Origin of the sequence: Nocardioides sp. SLBN-35, from assembly GCF_006715725.1 — a bacterium.
GTDB lineage: Bacteria > Actinomycetota > Actinomycetes > Propionibacteriales > Nocardioidaceae > Nocardioides.
Genome location: NZ_VFNU01000001.1, coordinates 2,131,831 through 2,151,773, shown reverse-complemented (window position 1 = coordinate 2,151,773; position 19,943 = coordinate 2,131,831). Strand labels below are relative to the sequence as shown.

General features: G+C 72.2%; 16 protein-coding genes. 7 read left to right on the top strand and 9 right to left on the bottom strand.

Annotation, left to right across the window (positions count from 1 at the left end; genetic code table 11):
- Nucleotides 1-7: 7 nt before the first annotated feature.
- From FBY23_RS26905 to FBY23_RS10390, 3 genes are all read right to left on the bottom strand, one after another.
- Entirely contained in the window at nucleotides 8-514 is a 507-nt protein-coding gene (locus tag FBY23_RS26905; RefSeq protein WP_396954511.1) for an ABC transporter permease, read from the bottom strand.
- A 353-nt stretch (nucleotides 515-867) separates the two neighbouring features.
- Nucleotides 868-1,908, bottom strand: coding sequence for an ABC transporter permease (locus FBY23_RS10395; RefSeq protein WP_141798075.1), 1,041 nt, complete (start codon nucleotides 1,906-1,908; stop codon nucleotides 868-870).
- 8 nt (nucleotides 1,909-1,916) lie between these two features.
- The gene (locus FBY23_RS10390; protein ID WP_141798074.1) at nucleotides 1,917-3,485 is read right to left on the bottom strand and encodes an ABC transporter substrate-binding protein; all 1,569 of its coding nucleotides are present in this window, start codon (nucleotides 3,483-3,485) and stop codon (nucleotides 1,917-1,919) included.
- A 223-nt stretch (nucleotides 3,486-3,708) separates the two neighbouring features.
- Between FBY23_RS10390 and FBY23_RS10385 the strand changes: the two genes are divergently transcribed.
- From FBY23_RS10385 to FBY23_RS10375, 3 genes are read left to right on the top strand one after another with little or no spacing between them, the layout of a single operon-like run.
- On the top strand, nucleotides 3,709-4,926 hold the full coding sequence (locus FBY23_RS10385) for an aminopeptidase P family protein (protein ID WP_141798073.1): 1,218 nt from the start codon (nucleotides 3,709-3,711) through the stop codon (nucleotides 4,924-4,926).
- A gap of 3 nt (nucleotides 4,927-4,929) precedes the next feature.
- The gene (locus tag FBY23_RS10380) at nucleotides 4,930-5,613 is read left to right on the top strand and encodes a GntR family transcriptional regulator (RefSeq protein ID WP_141798072.1); all 684 of its coding nucleotides are present in this window, start codon (nucleotides 4,930-4,932) and stop codon (nucleotides 5,611-5,613) included.
- Nucleotides 5,610-6,545 (top strand): 2-hydroxyacid dehydrogenase, encoded by a 936-nt coding sequence (locus FBY23_RS10375; RefSeq protein ID WP_141798071.1) that lies wholly within the window; start codon nucleotides 5,610-5,612, stop codon nucleotides 6,543-6,545. The genes FBY23_RS10380 and FBY23_RS10375 overlap by 4 nt, the downstream gene beginning before the upstream one ends.
- On the opposite strand, the gene FBY23_RS10370 is transcribed toward FBY23_RS10375, so the two are convergent.
- Together FBY23_RS10370 and FBY23_RS10365 are read right to left on the bottom strand one after the other, a co-directional pair.
- Nucleotides 6,539-6,904: a DsrE family protein gene (locus tag FBY23_RS10370; RefSeq protein ID WP_141798070.1), complete on the bottom strand. Its 366-nt coding sequence runs from the start codon at nucleotides 6,902-6,904 to the stop codon at nucleotides 6,539-6,541. The two genes, FBY23_RS10375 and FBY23_RS10370, sit on opposite strands and share 7 nt — an antisense overlap.
- A 125-nt stretch (nucleotides 6,905-7,029) precedes the next feature.
- Entirely contained in the window at nucleotides 7,030-8,088 is a 1,059-nt protein-coding gene (locus tag FBY23_RS10365; protein WP_222117787.1) for an alpha/beta fold hydrolase, read from the bottom strand.
- A gap of 107 nt (nucleotides 8,089-8,195) precedes the next feature.
- Between FBY23_RS10365 and FBY23_RS10360 the strand changes: the two genes are divergently transcribed.
- From FBY23_RS10360 to FBY23_RS10345, 4 genes are all read left to right on the top strand, one after another.
- Nucleotides 8,196-9,326 carry a M20 family metallopeptidase gene (locus tag FBY23_RS10360; protein ID WP_141798069.1) on the top strand — a complete coding sequence of 377 codons (1,131 nt, stop codon included), beginning with the start codon at nucleotides 8,196-8,198 and terminating at the stop codon, nucleotides 9,324-9,326.
- Complete coding sequence (locus FBY23_RS10355; protein WP_141798068.1) at nucleotides 9,323-10,168, top strand: GNAT family N-acetyltransferase; 846 nt, start codon at nucleotides 9,323-9,325, stop codon at nucleotides 10,166-10,168. Before FBY23_RS10360 ends, FBY23_RS10355 begins: the two co-directional genes overlap by 4 nt.
- The gene (gene menC / locus FBY23_RS10350) at nucleotides 10,165-11,268 is read left to right on the top strand and encodes an o-succinylbenzoate synthase (RefSeq protein WP_141798067.1); all 1,104 of its coding nucleotides are present in this window, start codon (nucleotides 10,165-10,167) and stop codon (nucleotides 11,266-11,268) included. Before FBY23_RS10355 ends, menC begins: the two co-directional genes overlap by 4 nt.
- A 216-nt stretch (nucleotides 11,269-11,484) precedes the next feature.
- Complete coding sequence (locus tag FBY23_RS10345; RefSeq protein WP_260805887.1) at nucleotides 11,485-13,155, top strand: CdaR family transcriptional regulator; 1,671 nt, start codon at nucleotides 11,485-11,487, stop codon at nucleotides 13,153-13,155.
- Here FBY23_RS10345 and FBY23_RS10340 read toward each other — a convergent pair.
- The 4 genes from FBY23_RS10340 to FBY23_RS10325 form a co-directional block, all read right to left on the bottom strand.
- Entirely contained in the window at nucleotides 13,139-16,105 is a 2,967-nt protein-coding gene (locus FBY23_RS10340; RefSeq protein WP_141798066.1) for a prolyl oligopeptidase family serine peptidase, read from the bottom strand. The two genes, FBY23_RS10345 and FBY23_RS10340, sit on opposite strands and share 17 nt — an antisense overlap.
- Nucleotides 16,105-17,967, bottom strand: a complete 1,863-nt coding sequence (locus FBY23_RS10335; protein ID WP_141798065.1) for an ABC transporter substrate-binding protein — start codon at nucleotides 17,965-17,967, stop codon at nucleotides 16,105-16,107. Before FBY23_RS10335 ends, FBY23_RS10340 begins: the two co-directional genes overlap by 1 nt.
- 131 nt (nucleotides 17,968-18,098) lie before the next feature.
- Complete coding sequence (locus FBY23_RS10330; RefSeq protein WP_222117786.1) at nucleotides 18,099-18,995, bottom strand: ABC transporter permease; 897 nt, start codon at nucleotides 18,993-18,995, stop codon at nucleotides 18,099-18,101.
- Nucleotides 18,992-19,942 (bottom strand): ABC transporter permease, encoded by a 951-nt coding sequence (locus FBY23_RS10325; protein WP_141798064.1) that lies wholly within the window; start codon nucleotides 19,940-19,942, stop codon nucleotides 18,992-18,994. The genes FBY23_RS10330 and FBY23_RS10325 overlap by 4 nt, the downstream gene beginning before the upstream one ends.
- Nucleotide 19,943 lies beyond the last annotated feature (1 nt).

Below are 19,943 nucleotides of genomic sequence, written 5' to 3'. Positions count from 1 at the left end.
AGACCTTTCATGCCAGCGTCGCGTCGGGGTGGTTGCGGTTGCGCAGCGAGTCGCCGCTGAGGGCGAAGGCGAGCGCCGTGATCGTGATGAGCAGGCCGGGGACCACCGAGATCCACCAGGCGCTGGTCAGGTAGCGCGAGCCGGTCTCGACCATGGCGCCCCACTCGGCGCTGGGCGGTTGGGCGCCGGCGCCCACGAACGACAGACCGGCCATGATCAGCGTCGCGCCGCCGATCTCGAGGGTGGCCTGCACGTAGACGCCGTCGAGCGAGTTCGGCAGGACGTGGCGCAGCATCAGCCGCCACCGGCCGGCGCCGAGGACGCGGGCCGCCTCGACGTACGGCGAGGTGATCACCGTGCGCATCTCGGCGCGCGCGATCCGGGCGAAGCCGGGCCACCAGGCCACGACCATCGCGATCACGGCCGAGCGCAGGCTCGGGCCGAGCGCGACGGCGACGCCGAGCGCCATCACCATCACCGGCAGCGAGAGCGTGATGTCGCAGAACCTCATCACGACGTCGTCGACCCAGCGCCCGCCGATGGTGGCGATCGAGGCCACCAGGATGCCGATCAGGGCAGCGCCGGCGACCGCCAGCAACGCTCCGAGGATGGACGCGCGGGCACCCGCGAGGGCCCGGCTCAGCACGTCGCGCCCCAGGCCGTCGGTGCCGAGGAGGTGGTCGCCCGAAGGTGCCTGCAGGGCCCGGCCGAGGTCGACCGAGTAGGGGTCGTGCGGCGTGAGCAGGGGTCCCAGGATCGCCAGCAGCAGCAGGGCGACGACCGTGCCGTAGGCGATCCGGTCGAGCCACGGCACCCGGCGACGGGTACGGCGTACGCGTGGCACGGCGTGGGCGGCGGCTGCGGTGGTCATGCGGAGGCCCTCCGGGTCTCGAGGAGGCGGACGCGCGGGTCCGCGGCGAGCTGGACGAGGTCGACGAGGAGGCCGACGAAGGTGACGATCACGCCGACGACCAGCACCATGCCGATCACCGCGAAGGTGTCCTTCTGCGCGACGGCCTGGGTCAGGTAGCTGCCGAACCCGGGGCGGCTGAAGACCGTCTCGACCATGACCGCGCCGCCCATCATCCAGCCGACCTGCAGGCCGACCAGGGTGCTGACCGGCGCGATCGCGTTGCGCAGGCCGTGCTGCAGCAGCACCGTGCGCTCCCTGGCCCCCTTGGCCCGGGCCGCGGTCACGTGGTCGGCCTCGAGCGCGGTGATCATCGAGCCGCGGACGACCCGGATCACGAACGACATGAACGGGATGGCCAGCACCGCGGCCGGCAGCACCAGGTGGGCCAGCGCGTCGGAGAAGGCGGTCAGGTCGCCGGCGAGCAGGCTGTCGACGGTGAGGAAGCCGGTGCGCCGCGGCACCTCGACGCCGAGGGTCGAGACACCCGAGATCGGCACCACGCCGAGCTTCCGGCCGATCAGGGTCTGGGCGATCATCGCCAGCCAGAAGGTCGGCAGCGCGCCGCAGAAGATCGCGGCGAGTCGGACGGAGTTGTCGGTCCGGGTGCGGTGCCGCGCGGCGGCCAGCACGCCGAGCGGCACCCCGCAGGTCAGGTTGATGACCATGGCCAGGCCGACCAGCTCGACCGTGTAGGGGATCAGCTGCTGCAGGTCGCCGAGCACCGGCTGGAAGGTGAAGATCGACGTCCCGAGGTCGCCGTGCAGCAGCCGGCCGAGGTAGTTGAGGTACTGCTGGAGGACGGACTCGTCCAGGCCCAGCCGCTGGCGCACGACCTCCACCTGCTCGGGGGTGGCCGTGACGCCGGCGGCTGCCTGCGCTTCGTCGCCCGGGATCGCCTTGATCAGCAGGAAGACGATGGTGACGACTCCCCACAGCGTCGTGACCAGCAGCGCGAGCCGCCGCGCGAGGTACCGGGCGAGAAGCGAAGGTGCCATCGGTCGACTCAGTCCTCGATCTGGTAGGTCTGCGGCATGTAGCCGGTGTGCGCGGGATAGAGCTCGACACCCGTGACCGTCGTCGGTACGACGACCGTGGTCACCTCGTCCGCGACCGGCATCGACGCCGAGTCGTCGACCAGGTCCTGCTCGACCTGCTTGTAGAGGTCGCACCGCGCGGTCGCGTCGCCGGTGGCGTTGGCCTGGTCGAGCAGCTTGTCGATCGCCGGGTTGCCGTACTGCCCGAAGTTGGTCGAGGTGTCGCGGAACTTCGAGTGGTAGCGGGTGGTCAGCAGGCTGCCCACGTCGGGGGTCGGCGGGTTGTCCCAGATGACCGCCATGTCCGGGGTCGTGCCCACCGAGCCGAGGGACTCGATGTAGGTCGGGTAGTCGACGGTCTTGAGCTTCACCTTGACCCCGAGGTCGCGCAGCGTGGACTGCAGCGCGGTCGCGGCGTCGGCCTGCTCGGCGAAGATCGCCTGGTAGGCGAGGGTCAGCTCCTGGCCGCTCGCGGCCAGGCCCTTGAGGAGCTCGCGGGCCTGGTCGAGGTCCTGCTCGAAGGGCGCGATCTCGGGCCGGCAGTCCATCACCGCCGGTGCGACGCCGGTCGCCACGGCGCCGTGGCCGCCGAGGATCGTCTTGACGTGGGCCTGGTAGTCGTAGGCGAGGCGGATGCCGAGGCGCACCGACGGGTCGTCGAACGGCGCCCGCTGGGTGTTGAAGTAGACGTAGAGACCCTGCGCCTTGGCCAGCTCGACCGAGGTGAAGTGGTCCTGCTCGAGCACCGTGGCGAGGTCCTGCGGCTCGATGCCGTCGGCCACGTCGATGTTGCCGGCGAGCATCTCCTCGCGCTGGGTCGAGCTCTCCGGGATCAGCCGGTAGACGATCTTGTCGGGGGCGGCGGCGTTGGCGTCGCCGGTGAAGTCGTCGTACTTCTCGAAGATGATCTGCCGGTTCGGCTTGAAGTCCTCGAGCGTGTAGGGACCACTGCCAGCGTCGTGGGACGCGAGCCACGACTGGCCCTGGTCGGAGCCGGCGTTCTTCTCGACGAGGGCGGAGTTGACGACGTAGACCTTCGCGAGCCCGCCCAGGAACAGCGAGGACGGCGCGGCGAGGTTGATCTTCACCTCGGTCGGGCTGACCACCTCGGCCGACGCGTAGTCGGAGAGGAACTGCGCGACACCGACACCGAGCGCCTTGGCCCGGTCGAAGGTGTACTTCACGTCGTCGGCGGTCACCGGGGCGCCGTCGTGGAACTTCGCGCCGTCGCGCAGCGTGAAGGTCACCGATCGGGCGTCGTCCGCGACGGTCCAGGCCGTGGCCAGGCGCCCCTGGAGGGTGCCGTCGGGGTCGTAGTCGACGAGCGACTCGTACATCGGCACCACCGACTGGTCGACCGTGCTGTTGTCGGCCAGCACCGGATCGATGTTCGGCACCGTGCCGTCGACGCCGAAGGTGAGGGTCGTGTCGCCGGCAGCACCCGAGCCGCTGGGATCGGCAGCACAGGCGGTGGCGGTCCCCAGCGCGAGGGCCACCAGGCCGAGGCCGAGCGCCCTCTTCGTCCGAAAGGTTCTCACTCCGTGCTCCTTTGTGTCCGTGTCCGCCTGTGAGCCAACTCACCCGGCGTGTATACATAGAACAGCACATACGCCCGGATGGAAACAAGGCTTTCATCTAACTTTCTAAGCACTTAAATATTGATTCCCGCCTTGCTACGGTGATTCTGGCTCGCCGACGGGCAGCACACCGGCTCAGAGCCCGCGATCACTAACAGATGATTTGGTATACGAGGAGACCGATATGACCGAGTTCCCCACCCTGACGACCACCGAGCGCGACCGGCGCTACGCAGCGGTCCGCGCCCTCATGGACCAAGCCGGCCTCGACGCCGTCCTGGTGTCGGGACAGGGCCGCGACCAGCTCGACCGGTACCTCACCAACGAGGGCACCCGCAGCTACTGCGTGCTCCCCCGCCACGGCGAGCCGGTGTCCGTCGTACCGACCGGCAACATCACGCTCGGCCGGTACGACGAGCCCGGGAGCCGCTACGAGCGCTGGGTCACCGACCAGCGCCTGACCCGACCGGGCCACCAGCTGGGCGACGTGCTCGCCGACCTCGGCCTCACCGCCGCGACGATCGGCGTCGTCGGGCTGCGCAGCCGCGCCCCGGCCAGCGTCGCCGGCACCATCCCGTTCGGGACCTGGCAGCGTGTCCTGGACCGGCTGCCCGAGGCGAGCTTCGTCGACCTGCACGCCGAGTTCGAGCAGCTGATGCTCGTCCACAGCGAGGCCGAGCTGGCGATGATCCGGCACTCCGCGGCGATCGGCGAGGCCGCCTGCGCGGCGATGATCGAGGTCGCCGGAGCCGGTGTCCGCGAGTCCGAGATCTCCGCTGCCGGCATGCAGTCGGTCACCGCCGCCGGCGGGCTCTGGCTCAACGGCCCCCAGCGCAGCGGCGCGGAACGCCTCGGCTGGGCCGGCCCCGACTGGCCGTGGATGGGCGGTGGGTCCCGGGTCCTGGAGAAGGGCGACGTCTACGGCGCCGAGCTGTTCACCCTCTACGGTGGCTTCGAGTCACAGCAGCAGGTGGAGATCTCGGTCGGGCAGCCGGACGACGTCCACCGCCGGCTCGAGGAGGTCGCGGTCGAGGCCTATCGGCGCGGGGTCGACTACCTCCACGTCGGCGGGACCTTCGCCGAGCTGTGCGAGGTCATGGAGCAGCCGCTGCGCGAGGCAGGAGCGTGGAACATGGGACCGGTCGTGCAGACCGTCTCGCCCGTCATCTACAACGGCGCGACGCACGTGGGGATGGACCAGCAGGCCGGACTGGCCGGCGTCCCCCTGCCTCACACCACACCCCGCGACGGCGACTTCGTGATCGAGCCCGGTGTCGCCTTCGCGTTCGAGCCGAACGCCTGCCTGGACCGGGCACGGGTGAGCATCGGCGGCACGGTGATCGTCACCGAGCAGGGTGTCGAGGAGCTCAACTCACTGTGCCTCCGGGTGAACGTGGTCTAGGCGATGCTCGACATCCACCACCCCGAGGGCGACGACGACCTCACCGAGGACCTCCTCGTCGACCGCATCTACGCCGACCTCGTCGAGCGCATCGTGTCCGGCGCCGTCGCGCCCGGTGAGCGGCTCCGCGAGACCCACGTGGCCGACATGCTCGACGTCTCCCGGGTCCCGGTCCGCGAGGCGCTGCGGCGTCTCGAGTTCGACGGCCTGGTCGAGATCCGGCCGCGCCGGGGTGCCACCGTGCGGCAGCTGACGATCGCGGACGTCGAGGAGCTGTTCGACGTCCGCGAGGCGCTGGAGGTGCTCGTCGCCCGGCTGGCGGCACGGCACATCAACGAGCACGGCATCGCCCTGCTCGAGGAGGCGCTCGAGCGGTCCGGCGGCGCCCACCGCACCGGCGACGAGCGGCACATCGCGGCCGCCACCTCCCAGTTCCACGAGGTCATGCTCGAGCTGACGGGCAGCAGCCTGCTCAAGGCGCTGATGCGGGTCGTCTCGGGCCGCGTGCACTGGCTGTTCCGGCTCACCACCTTCCGCGGCGACCACGGCCACGGGGCCGAGCACGAGGCGCTGCTCGACGCGATCCGCAACGGCGACGAGGAGATCGCGGCCGCCCTCGCCTACGCCCACGTCGCCCGAGGACGGCGTCCGACCCTCGAGGCGCTGGCCTCTATGTTGGACGGGTGAGCCGACCGACGATCCTCCGAGTCCCCCCGCTCAGCCCGCAGCTGCACGACGCCGTCGGCGAGCGGTACGACGCCGTCGACCCCGCCGACCTCCCGGCCCGCGCGGGCGACGTGGTCGGCATCGTGTGCACCAACACCGGCCGGGTCGGCAGCGACCTGATCGCGTCGCTGCCTAACCTGGGGGTGATCGCCAACCACGGCGTCGGCTACGACAACATCGACGTCCCGGTCGCACTGGCGCGCCGGATCGCGGTCAGCAACACCCCGGAGGTGCTCGACGACGCGGTCGCCGAGACCGCGATCGCGCTGCTGCTCGCCGTACGACGGGAGGTGGTCTCCGCCGACCGCTTCGTGCGGGACGGGAGCTGGCCGGCCGGCGCGTACCCCCTCACCGCGCAGGTCGCCGGCAGCCGGGTCGGCATCATCGGGCTGGGCCGGATCGGGCGAGCGGTCGCCACCCGGCTCGAGGCCCTCGGCTGCACGGTGAGCTACCACAACCGCCACCAGGTACCCGACGTCTCCTACGCGTACGCCGCCTCGCCGGTCGAGCTGGCGGCCTCCGTCGACAGCCTGGTCGTGGTCGTCCCGGGCGGCTCCGCGACCGACGCGCTCGTCGACCGGAAGGTGCTCGACGCCCTCGGCCCGGACGGGGTGCTGGTCAACATCGCCCGTGGGTCAGTCGTCGACGAGCCCGCGCTCGTCGCCGCGCTGCAGGACGGAAGGCTCGGTGGTGCGGGCCTCGACGTCTACGCCGACGAGCCGAACGTGCCGGCCGAGCTGATCGCCCTCGACAACGTCGTGCTGCTCCCCCACGTCGCGTCCGGCACCCACGTGACCCGGGCCGCGATGCGCGAGCTGACGCTCGCCAACCTCGACTCCTGGCTGGCCGACGGCACCCTGCGCACGCCGATCCCCGAGATGTCGGCTCAGTAGCTGAACGACGTCGCGCCCTCCTCGCCGATCCACTCCCACATCGGGACGGTGCCGCCGATCTCCGCGCCCTTGACCAGGTTCTCCGGGTCGAGCGCCTTCGCGTTGAAGCACAGCGGGCAGACCAGGTAGGTCCCGCCGGCCGCGAGGTAGCGCTCGAGCAGCTCGGGCAGCGACGGGCAGCCCTCGCAGGCCCGGCCCACCGCGACGCCCGGTACGGCGAGCCGCACGGCTTCCTTGGTCAGGAACATCAGCGTCGGGCGTCCGTGCTCGGCCGCGCCGAGCGCGACCAGGAACGCCACGGTGACCCGCTCGGGGTCCTCCATCCCGGTGGCCAGGCTGACCACTGCCTTGTTCGACATCGTCGTCTCCTTCGTCGGTGCGGCGGGTGTTCGCCGATGCGTCCGACGCTAGGAATCCGGGGCGCCTGCGGGCATCGGTGCCGACGCGCAACCGCGGCGAAGCGGTGGCTGCCGACGCGTACGCGTCAGGCCCGTGCGTCGATCCCGAGGACCCGGCAGACCGCGGCGGCACGCGCCGTACGCCCGGACAGGCCGAGCTTGAGGTAGACGTTCTGGAAGTGCCGCTCGACGGTGCGCACGCTCAGCGTCAGCCGCTCGGCGATCGCAGTGTTGTCGAGGCCCTCGGCGGCCAGCAGCAGGATCTCGCGCTCGCGCGCGGACAGGTGGTCGACGGGTACGACGACCCGGTCTGCGGCGAGGAAGCCGGCCACCTCGTGGCGGAACACCGGCCAGGCCGGCTCGTCCGCGAGCAGCACGTGGTTGCGCGAGTCGAGCATGACCAGCCGCGCGTCGGGGATCGCGGCCGCGAGCCGCGGCCCCCAGCCGGGTGCGACCCGGTCGCCCTCGGCGTGCAGGACCAGCGTGGGTGCGCTGATCCCGGGCAGCAGCTCCCGCACGTCGACGGCGTGGCGGGCGATCCGGCTGCACACGGCGTTCTCGGTGTTGGTCGAGGTGCGCTGCAGCTCGTCCATCCACGCCATCTGCTGCTCGGTGGCGTCAGGGATGAAGGCGTTGGTGAACACCCGGCGGAACAGCGGGTCCGGCCGCGCCCAGCCGGCCCGGATCATCGCGCGGAACGCCTCCTCGGCGGCCTCGTCCTCCTGCTGGATGCCCCCGCCGGCCATGCCGCCGTAGAGCACCAGCCGGCTGACCCGCTCGGGGTGCGCGTGCGCGTAGGCGACCGCGACCGGTGCCCCGCCGGACATGCCGAGCACCGCGAACCGGTCGAGCCCGGCGGCGTCGACCAGCGTCTCGAGGTCGGCGAGGCGGCGCGGCAGGGAGAAGTCGGTGACGTCCCACTCGGAGAGGCCGAACCCGCGCTCGTCGTACCTGACGACGGTGGCGACGTCCCCCAGGTCGTCGAGGAAGTGCCGCCACACCGGGCTCTGCCAGTCGTGCTGCAGGTGGCTGAGCCAGCACGACACGATGAGCAGCGGCGGGCCGGATCCGTGGCGCGCCCACGCGATCCGCACGCCGTCGTCGGTGCGGCAGAAGCGGACCTCCTGGGTCCCGGCGCTCGCCACGATCGAAGCGTACGCTCGTCGGACTCGGGCTGCCCGACGAACGCGGACCCGGAATCTTGGCCGGGCCGACAGCCCGCGGCGTCGTCGCGTTCCCGATGCTGGGCAGCATGCACCAGCAGGCACCCGACCGCGCCCTCCCGTCGCTCGACGCGATGGTCGCCGACCTCGAGGCGCTGGTGACCTGCGAGTCCCCGTCGGAGGACCTGGCGGCGGTCGCGCGCAGCGCCGAGGTGGTGGCGGCCCTGGGCACCCGCCTGCTGGGCGTGGGGCCCGAGCGGATCGTGCTCGACGGCTGGACCCACCTGCGCTGGCGGTTCGGCACCGGGCGCAGGGTGCTGGTGCTCGGCCACCATGACACCGTCTGGCCGCTCGGCTCCCTCGAGACGCACCCCTTCGGCGTGAGCGACGGCGTGCTGCGCGGGCCCGGCTGCTTCGACATGAAGGCCGGCGTCGTGATGGCGCTGCACGCCCTCGCCGCGCTCGACGACCGCGACGGCGTCACCCTCCTCGTCACCGGTGACGAGGAGATCGGCTCCCCCTCCTCGCGCGCGCTGATCGAGCACGAGGCTCGCGGTTGCGCCGGCGCGCTGGTCCTCGAGGCGGCAGGCCCCGGTGGCGCGCTGAAGACCGAGCGCAAGGGCGTCTCCCGGTACGACGTGCTCGTCACCGGCCGCGCCGCGCACGCCGGCCTGGAGCCCGAGCGCGGCGTGAACGCGACCATCGAGGTCGCCCACCAGGTGCACGCGGTCGCCGCGATCGCCGACCCCGAGCGCGGTACGACGGTCACTCCGACCCGCCTCGACGCCGGTACCACGATCAACACGGTGCCCGCCGCCGCCGGGTTCGGGGTCGACGTACGAGTGCGCGACGAGGGCGAGCAGGACCGCGTGCATGCGGCGATGCACGCGCTCCGGCCGGTTCTCGACGGTGCCGACGTCGAGGTCGTCGGCGGGCCGAACCGGCCCCCACTGACCCCCACCGCGACTCGCGACCTCTACGACCGTGCGGCCCTGCTCGCCCACGACCTCGGGCTGGACCCGGTCACCTCGATCTCCGTCGGCGGCGCCTCGGACGGCAACTACACCGCCGGCGTCGGCACCCCGACCCTCGACGGACTCGGTGCCGTGGGCGGCGGCGCGCACGCAGACGACGAGCACGTGCTGGTCGCCGAGCTACCCGGCCGGACCCGGCTGCTGACCGCTCTGGTCACGGACCTCCTGGCCGAGGACCGCCCATGACCGCCTGGACCGACGCCGACAAGGCCGCCGCCGGCGCGGGGATCACGATCCGCACCCTCGACGACATCGCGTCGCTGGAGGACGTCCGCCGCCTCTACGAGCGGATCTGGCGCACCGGCGCGACCAACCCGCCGGTCACCGCGGACCTGCTCCGCGCGATGGCGAAGGCGGGCAGCTATGTCAGCGGCGCCTACGACGGCGACGAGCTCGTCGGCGCCTGCTTCGGCTTCTTCTCCGCGCCCGCGCGCGACGCGCTGCACAGCCACATCGCCGGTGTCGCGCCGCGGATGGCCGGCCGGCACGTCGGCCTGGCCCTCAAGCTGCACCAGCGCGCGTGGACGCTCGACCAGGGCGCCGGTGCCATCACCTGGACCTACGACCCGCTGATCCGGCGCAACTCGTGGTTCAACCTGGGCAAGCTCGCCGCCGACGTCACCGAGTACCTCCCCGACTTCTACGGGCCGATGGACGACGACATCAACCGCGCCGACCCGACCGACCGGGTCCTCGTGCGGTGGTCGCTCGACGCACCCGCCGTCGTCGCCGCGTGCGCCGGGACCCCCCGCGCCGTCGACGTCGAGCAGCTGCGCGCGGACGGCGCGGTCGTCGCGCTGGAGGTGTCCGCCGCGGGCGGCCCGATCCTGCGGCCGGCGTACGGGCGCACGGTGCTGGTCGGCGTACCCGTTGACGTCGAGGGCCTGCGCGAGCAGGACCCGGCGCTCGCCGCCACGTGGCGCGAGGCGCTGCGCGAGGTACTCGGCGGGCTGCTCGCCGGAGGCGCGCGGGTGCGGGAGTTCGACCGATCGGGTTGGTACGTCGTGGAGAGGAAGGAAGCGCAATGAAGTTGACCGGGGTGGAGATCCGGACCGTCGAGGTGCCGCTGGTGGCGCCGTTCCGGACGTCCTTCGGGACCGAGACGGTACGCCGGGCGCTGCTCGTGCGCGCCGTCACCGACGACGCCGAGGGCTGGGGCGAGTGCGGCGCCGGGACCGGGCCGTTCTACTCCTCCGAGTACACCGAGGCCGCGGCAGACGTGCTGGAGCGCGTGCTGGTGCCGATGGTCGCGCAGGTCGAGCATCTCGACGCCCACCGGGTCGCGCCGGCGCTGCAGTCGGTCCGCGGTCACCGGATGGCCAAGGCAGCACTGGAGACGGCGGTCCTGGACGCTGACCTGCGCGGCCGGGGCGTCTCCTTCGCCCACGCCCTCGGTGCGGTCCGCGACCGGGTGCCCTGCGGGGTCTCGGTGGGCATCACCGAGTCGATCCCCGCGCTGCTGGACGTGGTCGAGGGGTACCTGGCCGACGGCTACCTGCGGATCAAGCTCAAGATCGAGCCCGGGTGGGACGTCGAGCCGGTGCGCGCCGTACGGGAGCGGTTCGGAGACGTCCTGCTGCAGGTCGACGCCAACACGGCGTACCGTCGGGGCCACACCCGGCATCTCGCCCAGCTCGACGACTTCGACCTGCTGCTGCTGGAGCAGCCGCTGCCCGAGGACGACCTGCTCGGCCACGCCGAGCTCGCCAGGTCCGTCCGTACGCCGATCTGTCTCGACGAGTCGATCGTCTCCGCCCGGGCCGCGGCGGACGCGATCACGTTGGGCGCCTGCTCGATCGTCAACATCAAGCCCGGCCGGGTCGGCGGCTACCTGGAGGCGCGCCGGATCCACGACGTCGCGTCCGCGCACGGGATTCCGGCCTGGTGCGGCGGCATGCTGGAGACGGGCCTGGGCCGGGCTGCCAACCTCGCGCTGGCCGCGCTGCCCGGCTTCACCCTGCCCGGCGACACGTCGGCCTCCGAGCGCTACTACGCGACCGACCTGACCGAGCCGTTCGTGCTCGAGGACGGTCACCTGTCCGTGCCGACGGGTCCGGGCCTCGGCGTCAGCCCGCTGCCGGACGTCCTCGACGAGGTCACCGTCGACCGGACCTGGATCCCCCTCTGACCCCGTTGAGTTGCCCCATCCTCACCGTTGAGTTGCCGCTTCCCAACCGTTGAGTTGCCACCCCGCACGGCAAGTGGCAAGTCAACGGTGAGTTTGCGGCAACTCGACGGCGAGTTCGTGGCAACTCAACCGCCTGTTCGATCCCACCAGCATCTGTCACGATTTCGTCGTGCCGGACGAACGACGACCCCATGCCCCGCGGCTAGCGTCGGGCGGGTGGTGACCGTGGCCGACCTCCCCCGCGCCGGACTCGCTCGCGTCGTCGAGGAGCTCGGCAGCACCCTGCTCGAGGTGGTCTGCGGCGAGGTGCAGCGGCCCGAGGAGATCGGCGGGGTGGTCATCGACGACCCGCTCGACGAGCCGGAGCTGCCCGAGCACGCGCTGGTCCTCGGGGTCGGGCTGCAGGAGCCGGCGGCGATCACCGAGGCGGTCGAGCGGCTCGGTGCGCAGGGCGCACTCGGGCTGGTCGTCCGCGCGCCCGTGGCGGAGAGTGACGAGCTCGCGGCGACGGCGCGTCGTACCGGCGTCACGGTGCTCGCGCTGGCGCGCGGGGCCGCCTGGACCCACCTGGCCGGGATGATCAGGACCCTGACCAGCGACGGCCCCGAGCTCGACCCGGAGCCGCTGGGCCGCACCGGCGCGGGGCTGCGCCAGGTGGTCGGCTACCAGTCCGGCCTCGACGACCTGTTCGCCGTCGCCAACGCGATCGCCGCGCTCGTCGACGCCCCCGTGACGATCGAGGACCGCAGCTCACGCCTGCTCGCGTTCTCCAGCCGCCAGGAGGAGGCCGACACCTGGCGGGTGCAGACGATCCTGCGCCGGCAGGTGCCCGAGGACTACACCCGCCAGCTCGAGGAGCAGGGCGTCTTCCAGGAGATCTACCGCTCCACGCGGCCGGTCTGGGTGCCGCCGCTGTCCGACGACGAGCCGTCCGGCAGCGGGCGCGCGGCGATCGCCGTACGCGCGGGCGACGAGATTCTCGGCACCATCTGGGCGGTCGTCAACGAGCCGATGGACGAGGCCCGCGGGCAGGCGCTGTACGACGCCTCGAAGCTGGTCGCCATGCACCTGGTGTGGGCGCGGGCCGATGCCGACGTGGAGCGGCGGCTGCGGGCCGACCTGCTCAGCACCGCGCTCGAGAGCGGCCCGCGCACCGCGGAGACCCTGCGCCGGCTGGGGCTGAAGGACGAGCCGGCGGTCGTCCTCGCGCTGACCGTGGTCGGCGCCGGGACCGAGAGCCCGCTGCCCGCGCAGCTCGCCGTCGAGCGCAAGCGGGTCGCCGACGCCTTCGCGCTGCACCTGACCGCCGTGCACCCGCGCAGCGCCGCGGGCCTGGTCGGCGACGTCGCCTACGGCATCCTGCCGGTCGCGCGCGGCCGCAAGGACGGCGAGGAACGCGCCGCCGAGATCGCCGCCGACTTCCTGTCCCGCGTCGACTCCCGGCTGCGTCCACTCGTCGGCGTCGGCCCGCTCGCCCCCGGCAGCGCCTCCCTCAAGCGCTCGCGCACCGGCGCCGACCGCGCCCTGCGCGTGCTCCGCTCACGTCCCGGCCAGCAGGTCGCCCGGCTCGACGACGTCCACCTCGAGGCCCTGCTGCTCGAGCTCGCCGACCGCGTCCCGCGCGGCGACATCCCCAGCGGCGCCGTCGCGCGGATCGTCGCCTACGACCAGGAGCACCAGAGCAGCCTGGTCGACACCCTGCGCGCCTGGCTGGACGCCTTCGGCGACGTCGCCATCGCGTCGGCCGCGATGTACGTCCACGCCAACACCTTCCGCTACCGCCTGCGCCGGGCGGCCGAGGTCGGCCGGCTCGACCTCACCGACCCCAACGCCCGGCTGGCCGCGATGCTGCAGCTGCGGCTGATGGACCTCACTGCTCCGGACTGAGCCCGAGCTGCTGGACGAGGAAGCCCAGCCACTCGACGTCCTGCGCGACCACGACCTCGGGACTGGTGGCGGCGCCGTGCCCGGCGTCCTCGAAGACGTGCAGCAGGATCGGGGCATCGCCCTCCTGCGCAGCCTGGAGACGGGCCACGAACTTGCGCGCGTGCCACGGGCGGCAGCGGGGGTCGGTGGCGCCGGCCTGGACGTAGACGGCCGGGAAGGTGCCCGGGCCGATCAGCTCGTACGGCGAGCGGCCGATCATCCGGCGTACGTCGGCCGGGTCGTCGGGATCGCCCCACGCCTTGCGGATCACGAAGTCGAGGTAGGGGTCGCGCATGCCGGCGACCAGGTCGAGCAGGGGCGCGCGCGGGAGCACCGCCCGCCACAGGTCGGGGCGGGTGGTGACCGCGACGCCGCACATCAGGCCGCCGTCGGAGCCGCCGGTCAGCGCGAGCCGGTCGGGCGTCGTACGACCGCTTGCGACGAGGTGCTCGGCGACCGCGACGAGGTCGTCGTCGCGGACGTGCTTGGTCTCGCGGTGCGCGGCGAGGTACCAGTCCCGCCCGAGCTCGCCACCTCCGCGCAGGTAGGCCTGGACGACGGTGCCACCGGCGGCGACGAAGGCTGCCAGGTCGGGCTGGTACGACGGCAGGGTGGGCACATTGGCCGCTCCGTACGCCGTGACCAGGGTCGGCGCGGGCGCCGCGTCGCCGTCGGTCGGGCGGATGACGTGGAAGGGCACGAGCGTCCCGTCGGCGGCGGGCGCGGCGCCCTCCTCGAGGACCGCGTCGAGCGTCACGACCGGCGCGAGCAGCGTCTCGACGTCCGCGGCACCCGCGCGGTGCCGGTGCACGCTCCACGAGGTGGTGGGCGTCGAGAAGGCGAACAGGAAGTCCGGGGTCGGCCCACCGGCCGCGAGGCCGGTCAGCGCGAAGAAGGGCGCCGCGAGGGCGCCTCGACCAGGAAGCGGCACGTCGCCGACCGCGCCACCGCAGCGCTCGAGGACGCGCACCCGCGCGAACGTCCGGTCGAGCTCGGACAGGTAGAGGTGCTCCCCCACCGGCGTGACCGAGCGCAGCACGGTCGGCCCCTCGGCGACCAGCTCCTCCCAGCAGGAGACGTCGTCGGGCGACGCCGCGTCGAGCGGGATCGCGACCAGCCGGCCGCGGGCGGCGCCGACATCGGTGACCGCGACGTACCTGTCGCCGACGACGTGTCCCGCGACGGTGCCGGTGCAGGACGTGACGAACGGCCGCCACGAGGCCTGCGGGGAGGCCAGGTCCCGCACCGCGACGGGGATCGGGCTGCCGACCCGGTGCGAGGCCACCAGCCAGCGCCCGTCCGGCGAGGGCTGGACCAGCGTGTACTCCCGCGAACCCGCGGGCACCGGCACCGGCTCGACCACCGTGGCACCGGTGGCGAGCTCGTGGTGGAAGGTCGCCTGCACGAACTCCTCCGGAGTGCCGGTCAGCGCGAAGAACCAGAAGCCCGTGCTGTCGGCCGCCCAGGAGACGCCGCCGGCCCAGGCACTGTGCAGCACCTGTGGCGGCGCGGGCAGCCGCTCACCGGACGCGACGTCGACGAGCCGGATCGTGTTGTGCTCGCTGCCGTCGGCGCACACGCCGATCGCCAGTACCCGGCCGTCGGGCGAGGGCGCCAGCCACGAGAGCAACGCCCCCGCCTCGAGTACGACGACCGGGACCCCCGCACCGTAGGGCTCATCGGCCACCACCACCGACGAACCCACCGGCCGGAACCACCGCCCCGCCGCATGCCGGGGCAGCACCGGTCGTGCGCCGGCGTCGTACTCCTCGACGAGGGCCCGCAGCGCCGCGCGGTCCTGCCCACCGAGGATCGAGCCGGTTGCGACCTCGGCCTGCCTGCGCTGCCAGGCATGGACCTCGTCATCCTCGGCCTCCAGCCAGCGGTACGGGTCCGGCACGGAGACGCCCGCCTGGGTGGCGACGACCTCGACGGTCCGGGTCGGCGGGTACGGCGCCGCGAGCTCGCGCCGCAGCCGCTCGAAGGCGCCGGGCACGCGGTGCACCTCGCCGAGGTCGAGCACCAGGTCGAACGCGTCGTCGTCCAGGACCGGACCGGGAACGCCCTCCTCCAGCGCCACGGCCCAGTCGAAGGGCCGGTCCGAGCGGTCGGTGATCCGGACCGCGGGGCCGGAGGCGAAGGTGGTGCCGACCAGGAGCAGGTCGGAGCCCAGCGCGTCGGCGAGAAGACCGCCCAGCGTCGGCAGTCCGTCGTACGGCGTGCGCTGGACGTGCCCGTCGTGCGCGCTGACCAGCACCCGCTCCTCGCGCTCCAGCACCCAGCGCACGGTGTCGGCCATGAACCGGTCCCGGTCCTGGCCGTCGGCGAACGCCAGGACCGAGGCGGCCAGCCGCTCCGCCACCGGGTCGCCCATGGCCAGTCCACGCGCGGCCAGGGCTCGCAGGTCGGCCAGCAGCCGCTCGCGCGCGGAGCCGGACAGCCCGGCGTACCGGACCGCCGCCTCCACCCGGCCGCCGAGGTCGCTGCGCCGCAGCAGGTCCGGATCCCCCGCAGCTGCGGGGATCCGGGCCAGCAGGGCCCGCACCGCGGGCCCGGGAGAGGTCGAGCCACCCGGCACGTCCATGCCGTACACCCGCACCCCGCCGTGGGAGCGCAGCCACGAGAGCTGCCGGTGCACGACGGCGGAGTGCCCGAAGCCGTAGGAGATCGCGTCCCGAGCGACGTCCTCGACCCTGCCCGGCCCGCCGCGCACCCAGGCGTCGACGGCGAGCCCCTCCGCGAACCCGGACTCCAGCACCAGTGCGGTGAATCCGTGCTCCGCGACGAGCATCCGCAGCGCCTCGTCGCGCAGCTCGTTGAGCTCGGTGACGTTGTGCGACGCCTCGCCCAGGGCGACCACGCGAGCGCCGGTCGCGGCGCCGCGCAGTCGCTCCAGGATCGGTGTCGCCATCACTTCGTGAGATACCACTCTTCCGGGCTGTACAGGAAGCTCAGCAGCGCCTGGAACGACTCCGGCGGGCCGGACAGCGTGTCCTTCCAGACCACCAGCGTGTGCGGCGTCGGGAAGAAGAGCACCGGCAGGTCCTCGGAGATCGTGGTGATCTCCTTCGACAGCACCGCCGGGTCCGCGCCGAAGGTGGACTCGTCGATCAGCTTGTCGACGTCCTTGTTGGAGTAGCTGCCGAGGTTGAAGCTGCCCGTGGTGTTGAAGACGGTGTTGCTGCTCGGGTAGCCGGCGGCGAGGTAGAGCGGCCCGTAGTCCTGCATCGCCCACTCGTTCTTCGTCGCGGGCGCGAAGCTGTTGCCGTAGTTGGAGTACATGTAGTTCAGCGACTTGGTCACGACCTTGACCTCGATGCCGAGCTTCTTGGCCTCCGAGACGAAGGCGACGTCTCGTGCGCCGACGTACGCCGGGGTGTTGGCCGAGGCCAGCGTGAAGCTGATCTTCGCGCCCTGCGGGATGCCCGCGCCGCACTGGTCCTCGGCGGTGCCGGGGCTCTCGCAGGTGGTGGTGCCGTTCGGCGCCACCTTCCAGCCGTGGTCGGTCAGGAGCTTCTGGGCCGCCTCCGGGTCGTAGGGGTAGGGCGCCTCGTCGCCGAACTCCGGCGGGTACGGCGAGTCCGCACCCGCGGTGCTGTAGTTCTCCGAGGCCGCGCCGTTGTAGATGCCGCGGCTCTCGACGTACCCCTGCTGGTCGATCAGGTGCTGCAGCGCCCGGCGCACGTAGGGCTGGGCGATGATCTTGTCGAAGTCGTCGACGGTGTTCTCGAAGTTGATGGTCAGCGAGTCGAAGCGGGCCGGCGCCGGGGCGCCGTACACGTGGTAGCCGTCCTTCTTGAGGGCGTCGATCTCGGTGACGTAGCTGGAGTCGAGGGTGCCGACGGTGAGCGTGCCTGCCTTGTACTGGTTGAGCACGGCCGAGGCGGAGGTGAACGCCTTGAAGTCGACCTGGTCGAGGCGGGAGTCGCCGGGACCGGCGTACTCCTCGTTGGGCACCAGTGAGAACGAGCCGGTCGTGGAGTCGAAGGACTTCAGCTTGTAGGGGCCGTTGACGACCTGCCACAGCGGGTTGGTGGCGAAGCCGGCCTGGTCCTCGGACTGCTTGGTCAGGTAGGTGTAGATCGCCTTCGCGTTCTTCTCGTCGGTGAAGTCGAGCTGCGGGCCGCCGGTCTCGGCGATCGCCCACTCCTGCGACGGCATCACGTAGAGCAGCGCCAGCATCGAGAGCAGGTAGGACTCGTTGTACGCCGTCTCCAGGTGGAAGGTCACCGTGTCGTCGGCCGTCGCCTCGGCGGTGACCCCGTCGGGGAACTGGCCCGGCGTGTAGAAGCTCCAGTTGCCGGGGCTCTTGTCGAGCGCCGCCTTGAGCAGGTCGAGGGAGAAGACGACGTCGTCGGCGCTCACCGCACGGCCGTTGGACCAGGTGCGGTCCTTGAGCCGGACGGTGACGGTCCTGCGGTCCTCGCTGACCTCGGGCAGCTCGGCCAGGCTCTGCTCGGGGTTGACGACCTGGTCGCCGGTGCCGCTGGTGCGGTAGAGCCCACGCCACATCAGCCCGCGGGCGATCACGGTGCCGTTCGCCGAGGCGGGCGGGTAGGGGTAGATGTAGTTGGGGCTCAGGCCCGGCGTCAGCGCGACCGTGATCGTGCCGCCGTCCTGGGGCTTGCCGGTCTCGGCCGGGATGTCCTTGTACTTCTTCGCGACGTCCTTCGTCGATGCTCCTTCGCTGGAGCATCCCGAGACGAGGAGGGCGACCACCGCGACCAGGGCCACGCCGAGGCGGCCGGTTCGCTGTCCACGCAGGTGGGTCATGTCTTCTTCTCCGCAGTGTGGGTGGGGGTCTTGCTGTTCGGATGAGGCTGCACCAGCGGTACGGCGGCCGGTTCGTCCGAGTCGACGATTCCTCAGCGGCGGTTTCGGGGAGTACGACGGCCGGTGCGGACCTAGTCGGCCTTGCGCCCGACGGCGTCCCGGAGCGCGTCGGCGAGCAGGTTCAGGGCGAGCACGGTGAGGACGATGAACCCGCCGACGGGGTAGATCAGCCACCAGTAGTCGGCCGAGATGTAGGTGACGCCGCTGGCCAGCTGGCTGCCCCAGTCGGTCGTCGGATAGCTCAGCCCGAAGCCGAGGAAGCCGAGCGCGGCGACCACGAGCACCGCGTCGGCCACCTGGAAGGTGACGTTGACGATGATGACGCCCATCGCGTTGGGGATCAGGTGGGCGAAGATGATCCGCCGTCGCGAGGCGCCCATCACCCGGGCCGCGAGCACGTACTCCCGCACCCGCAGGGTCAGCACCTCCCCGCGCACCAGGCGCGCGGAGATCAGCCACGAGAAGGCGCCGATGACCAGCGCCAGGGTCCAGGCGTTCGCGTGGAAGCGGGCCGACAGGATGAGCACGAAGAACAAGAAGGGCACCGACAGGAGCACGTCGACCATCCGCATCAGGAAGCCGTCGACCACGCCACCGGCGAGGCCGGCCACGGCGCCGTACACGGTGCCGAAGGTGGTGGCGAAGACCGCCGCCAGCAGGCCGATCTGCAGCGACACCTGACCGCCTGCCATCAGCCGGCCGAGCACGTCGAAGCCGTTGGTGTCGGTGCCGAGCGGGTGCCCGGGGCCGGGCGGAAGGGCGGCGTCGAGCAGGTTCACGTCGGTCTGGTTGGTCCTCCACACCAGCGGGCCGAGGTAGCAGAAGGCGACGACCAGCAGGAGCAGCGCACCGCCGGCCAGGCCGAGCGGGTGGTGCCGCATCCGTCGTACGGCGGCCCGGAGGCCGGCGGGCGCGGGCGGCGGCAGGACGGTCTCGGGCGTCGCGGGGGTGGCGGGCACAGCGGTCATGAGGCCAGCTCGATCCTGCGGTCGGCCATGGCCACCGCGATGTCGGCGATCAAGTTGCCCACGACGGTCAGCACGCCGCCGATGAGGGTGTAGGCGAGCAGCACGGGATAGTCCTCGCGCTGCAGGCTGTTGAGGAACAGCAGCCCGAGCCCGGAGTAGTTGAACAGCGACTCGACGATCAGGTTGCCGGCCAGCAGCAGCGGGATCATCGTGCCGACCAGGGTGATCAGCGGCAGGCACGCGTTGCGCAGCAGGTGCCGGGTGAGCACCAGCCGCTCGGGCAGGCCCTTGGCGCGGGCGACCCGGATGTAGTCCTGGCCGAGCTGGTCGAGCGCCGAGGAACGCTGGTACTGGCTGAAGATCGCGATGCTGGTGACCGCGATGGTGACGACCGGCAGCGCCATCGAGCGCGGGTCGGTGAACACCACCCACGGCGAGTGCGACTGCGATGCCTCCGCCGGGAACAGGTCCAGCTGCTGGCTGAACACCGCGATCAGGACCAGGCCGAGCAGGAACGCCGGTGTCGCGTAGAGGACGTACGCCAGGCCGGTGGCGACCCGGTCCACCACGCTGTTGCGCCTGACCGCCTGCAGGATGCCCAGCGGTACGGCGACGAGCAGCGCCAGCACCAGCCCGGCCAGCGACAGCATCGCGCTGCGGCCGGCATTCTGCTGGAGCAGGGTGCCGACGTCCTGGTTGAGCTTGTAGGAACGGCCGAGGTCGCCGTGCAGCAGCTGGCCGAGGTAGCTGAGGTACTGCACCACGACCGGGCGGTCGAAGCCGTGCTCGTGGTTGAAGTCGGCGACGGCCTGTGGGCTCGCACGCTGGCCCAGCACCACGCGGCCCGGGCTGTCGGAGACCAGGTGCAGGAGGAAGAAGACGACGGCCGAGATGCCGAGGAGCACCACGGCGGAGACGGCGAGCCGCTTGGCGACGTACCACGCCATG

What these genes read in the sequence shown, in the direction of transcription:
- FBY23_RS10335 (WP_141798065.1), bottom strand. Translation starts at nt 17,967, where the DNA reads ATGACCCACCTGCGTGGACAGCGAACCGGCCGCCTCGGCGTGGCCCTG.
- FBY23_RS10385 (WP_141798073.1), top strand. Translation starts at nt 3,709, where the DNA reads ATGACCGAGTTCCCCACCCTGACGACCACCGAGCGCGACCGGCGCTAC.
- FBY23_RS10330 (WP_222117786.1), bottom strand. Translation starts at nt 18,995, where the DNA reads ATGACCGCTGTGCCCGCCACCCCCGCGACGCCCGAGACCGTCCTGCCG.
- FBY23_RS10380 (WP_141798072.1), top strand. Translation starts at nt 4,930, where the DNA reads ATGCTCGACATCCACCACCCCGAGGGCGACGACGACCTCACCGAGGAC.
- FBY23_RS10395 (WP_141798075.1), bottom strand. Translation starts at nt 1,908, where the DNA reads ATGGCACCTTCGCTTCTCGCCCGGTACCTCGCGCGGCGGCTCGCGCTG.
- FBY23_RS10370 (WP_141798070.1), bottom strand. Translation starts at nt 6,904, where the DNA reads ATGTCGAACAAGGCAGTGGTCAGCCTGGCCACCGGGATGGAGGACCCC.
- FBY23_RS10340 (WP_141798066.1), bottom strand. Translation starts at nt 16,105, where the DNA reads ATGGCGACACCGATCCTGGAGCGACTGCGCGGCGCCGCGACCGGCGCT.
- FBY23_RS10360 (WP_141798069.1), top strand. Translation starts at nt 8,196, where the DNA reads ATGCACCAGCAGGCACCCGACCGCGCCCTCCCGTCGCTCGACGCGATG.
- FBY23_RS10325 (WP_141798064.1), bottom strand. Translation starts at nt 19,942, where the DNA reads ATGGCGTGGTACGTCGCCAAGCGGCTCGCCGTCTCCGCCGTGGTGCTC.
- FBY23_RS10355 (WP_141798068.1), top strand. Translation starts at nt 9,323, where the DNA reads ATGACCGCCTGGACCGACGCCGACAAGGCCGCCGCCGGCGCGGGGATC.
- menC (WP_141798067.1), top strand. Translation starts at nt 10,165, where the DNA reads ATGAAGTTGACCGGGGTGGAGATCCGGACCGTCGAGGTGCCGCTGGTG.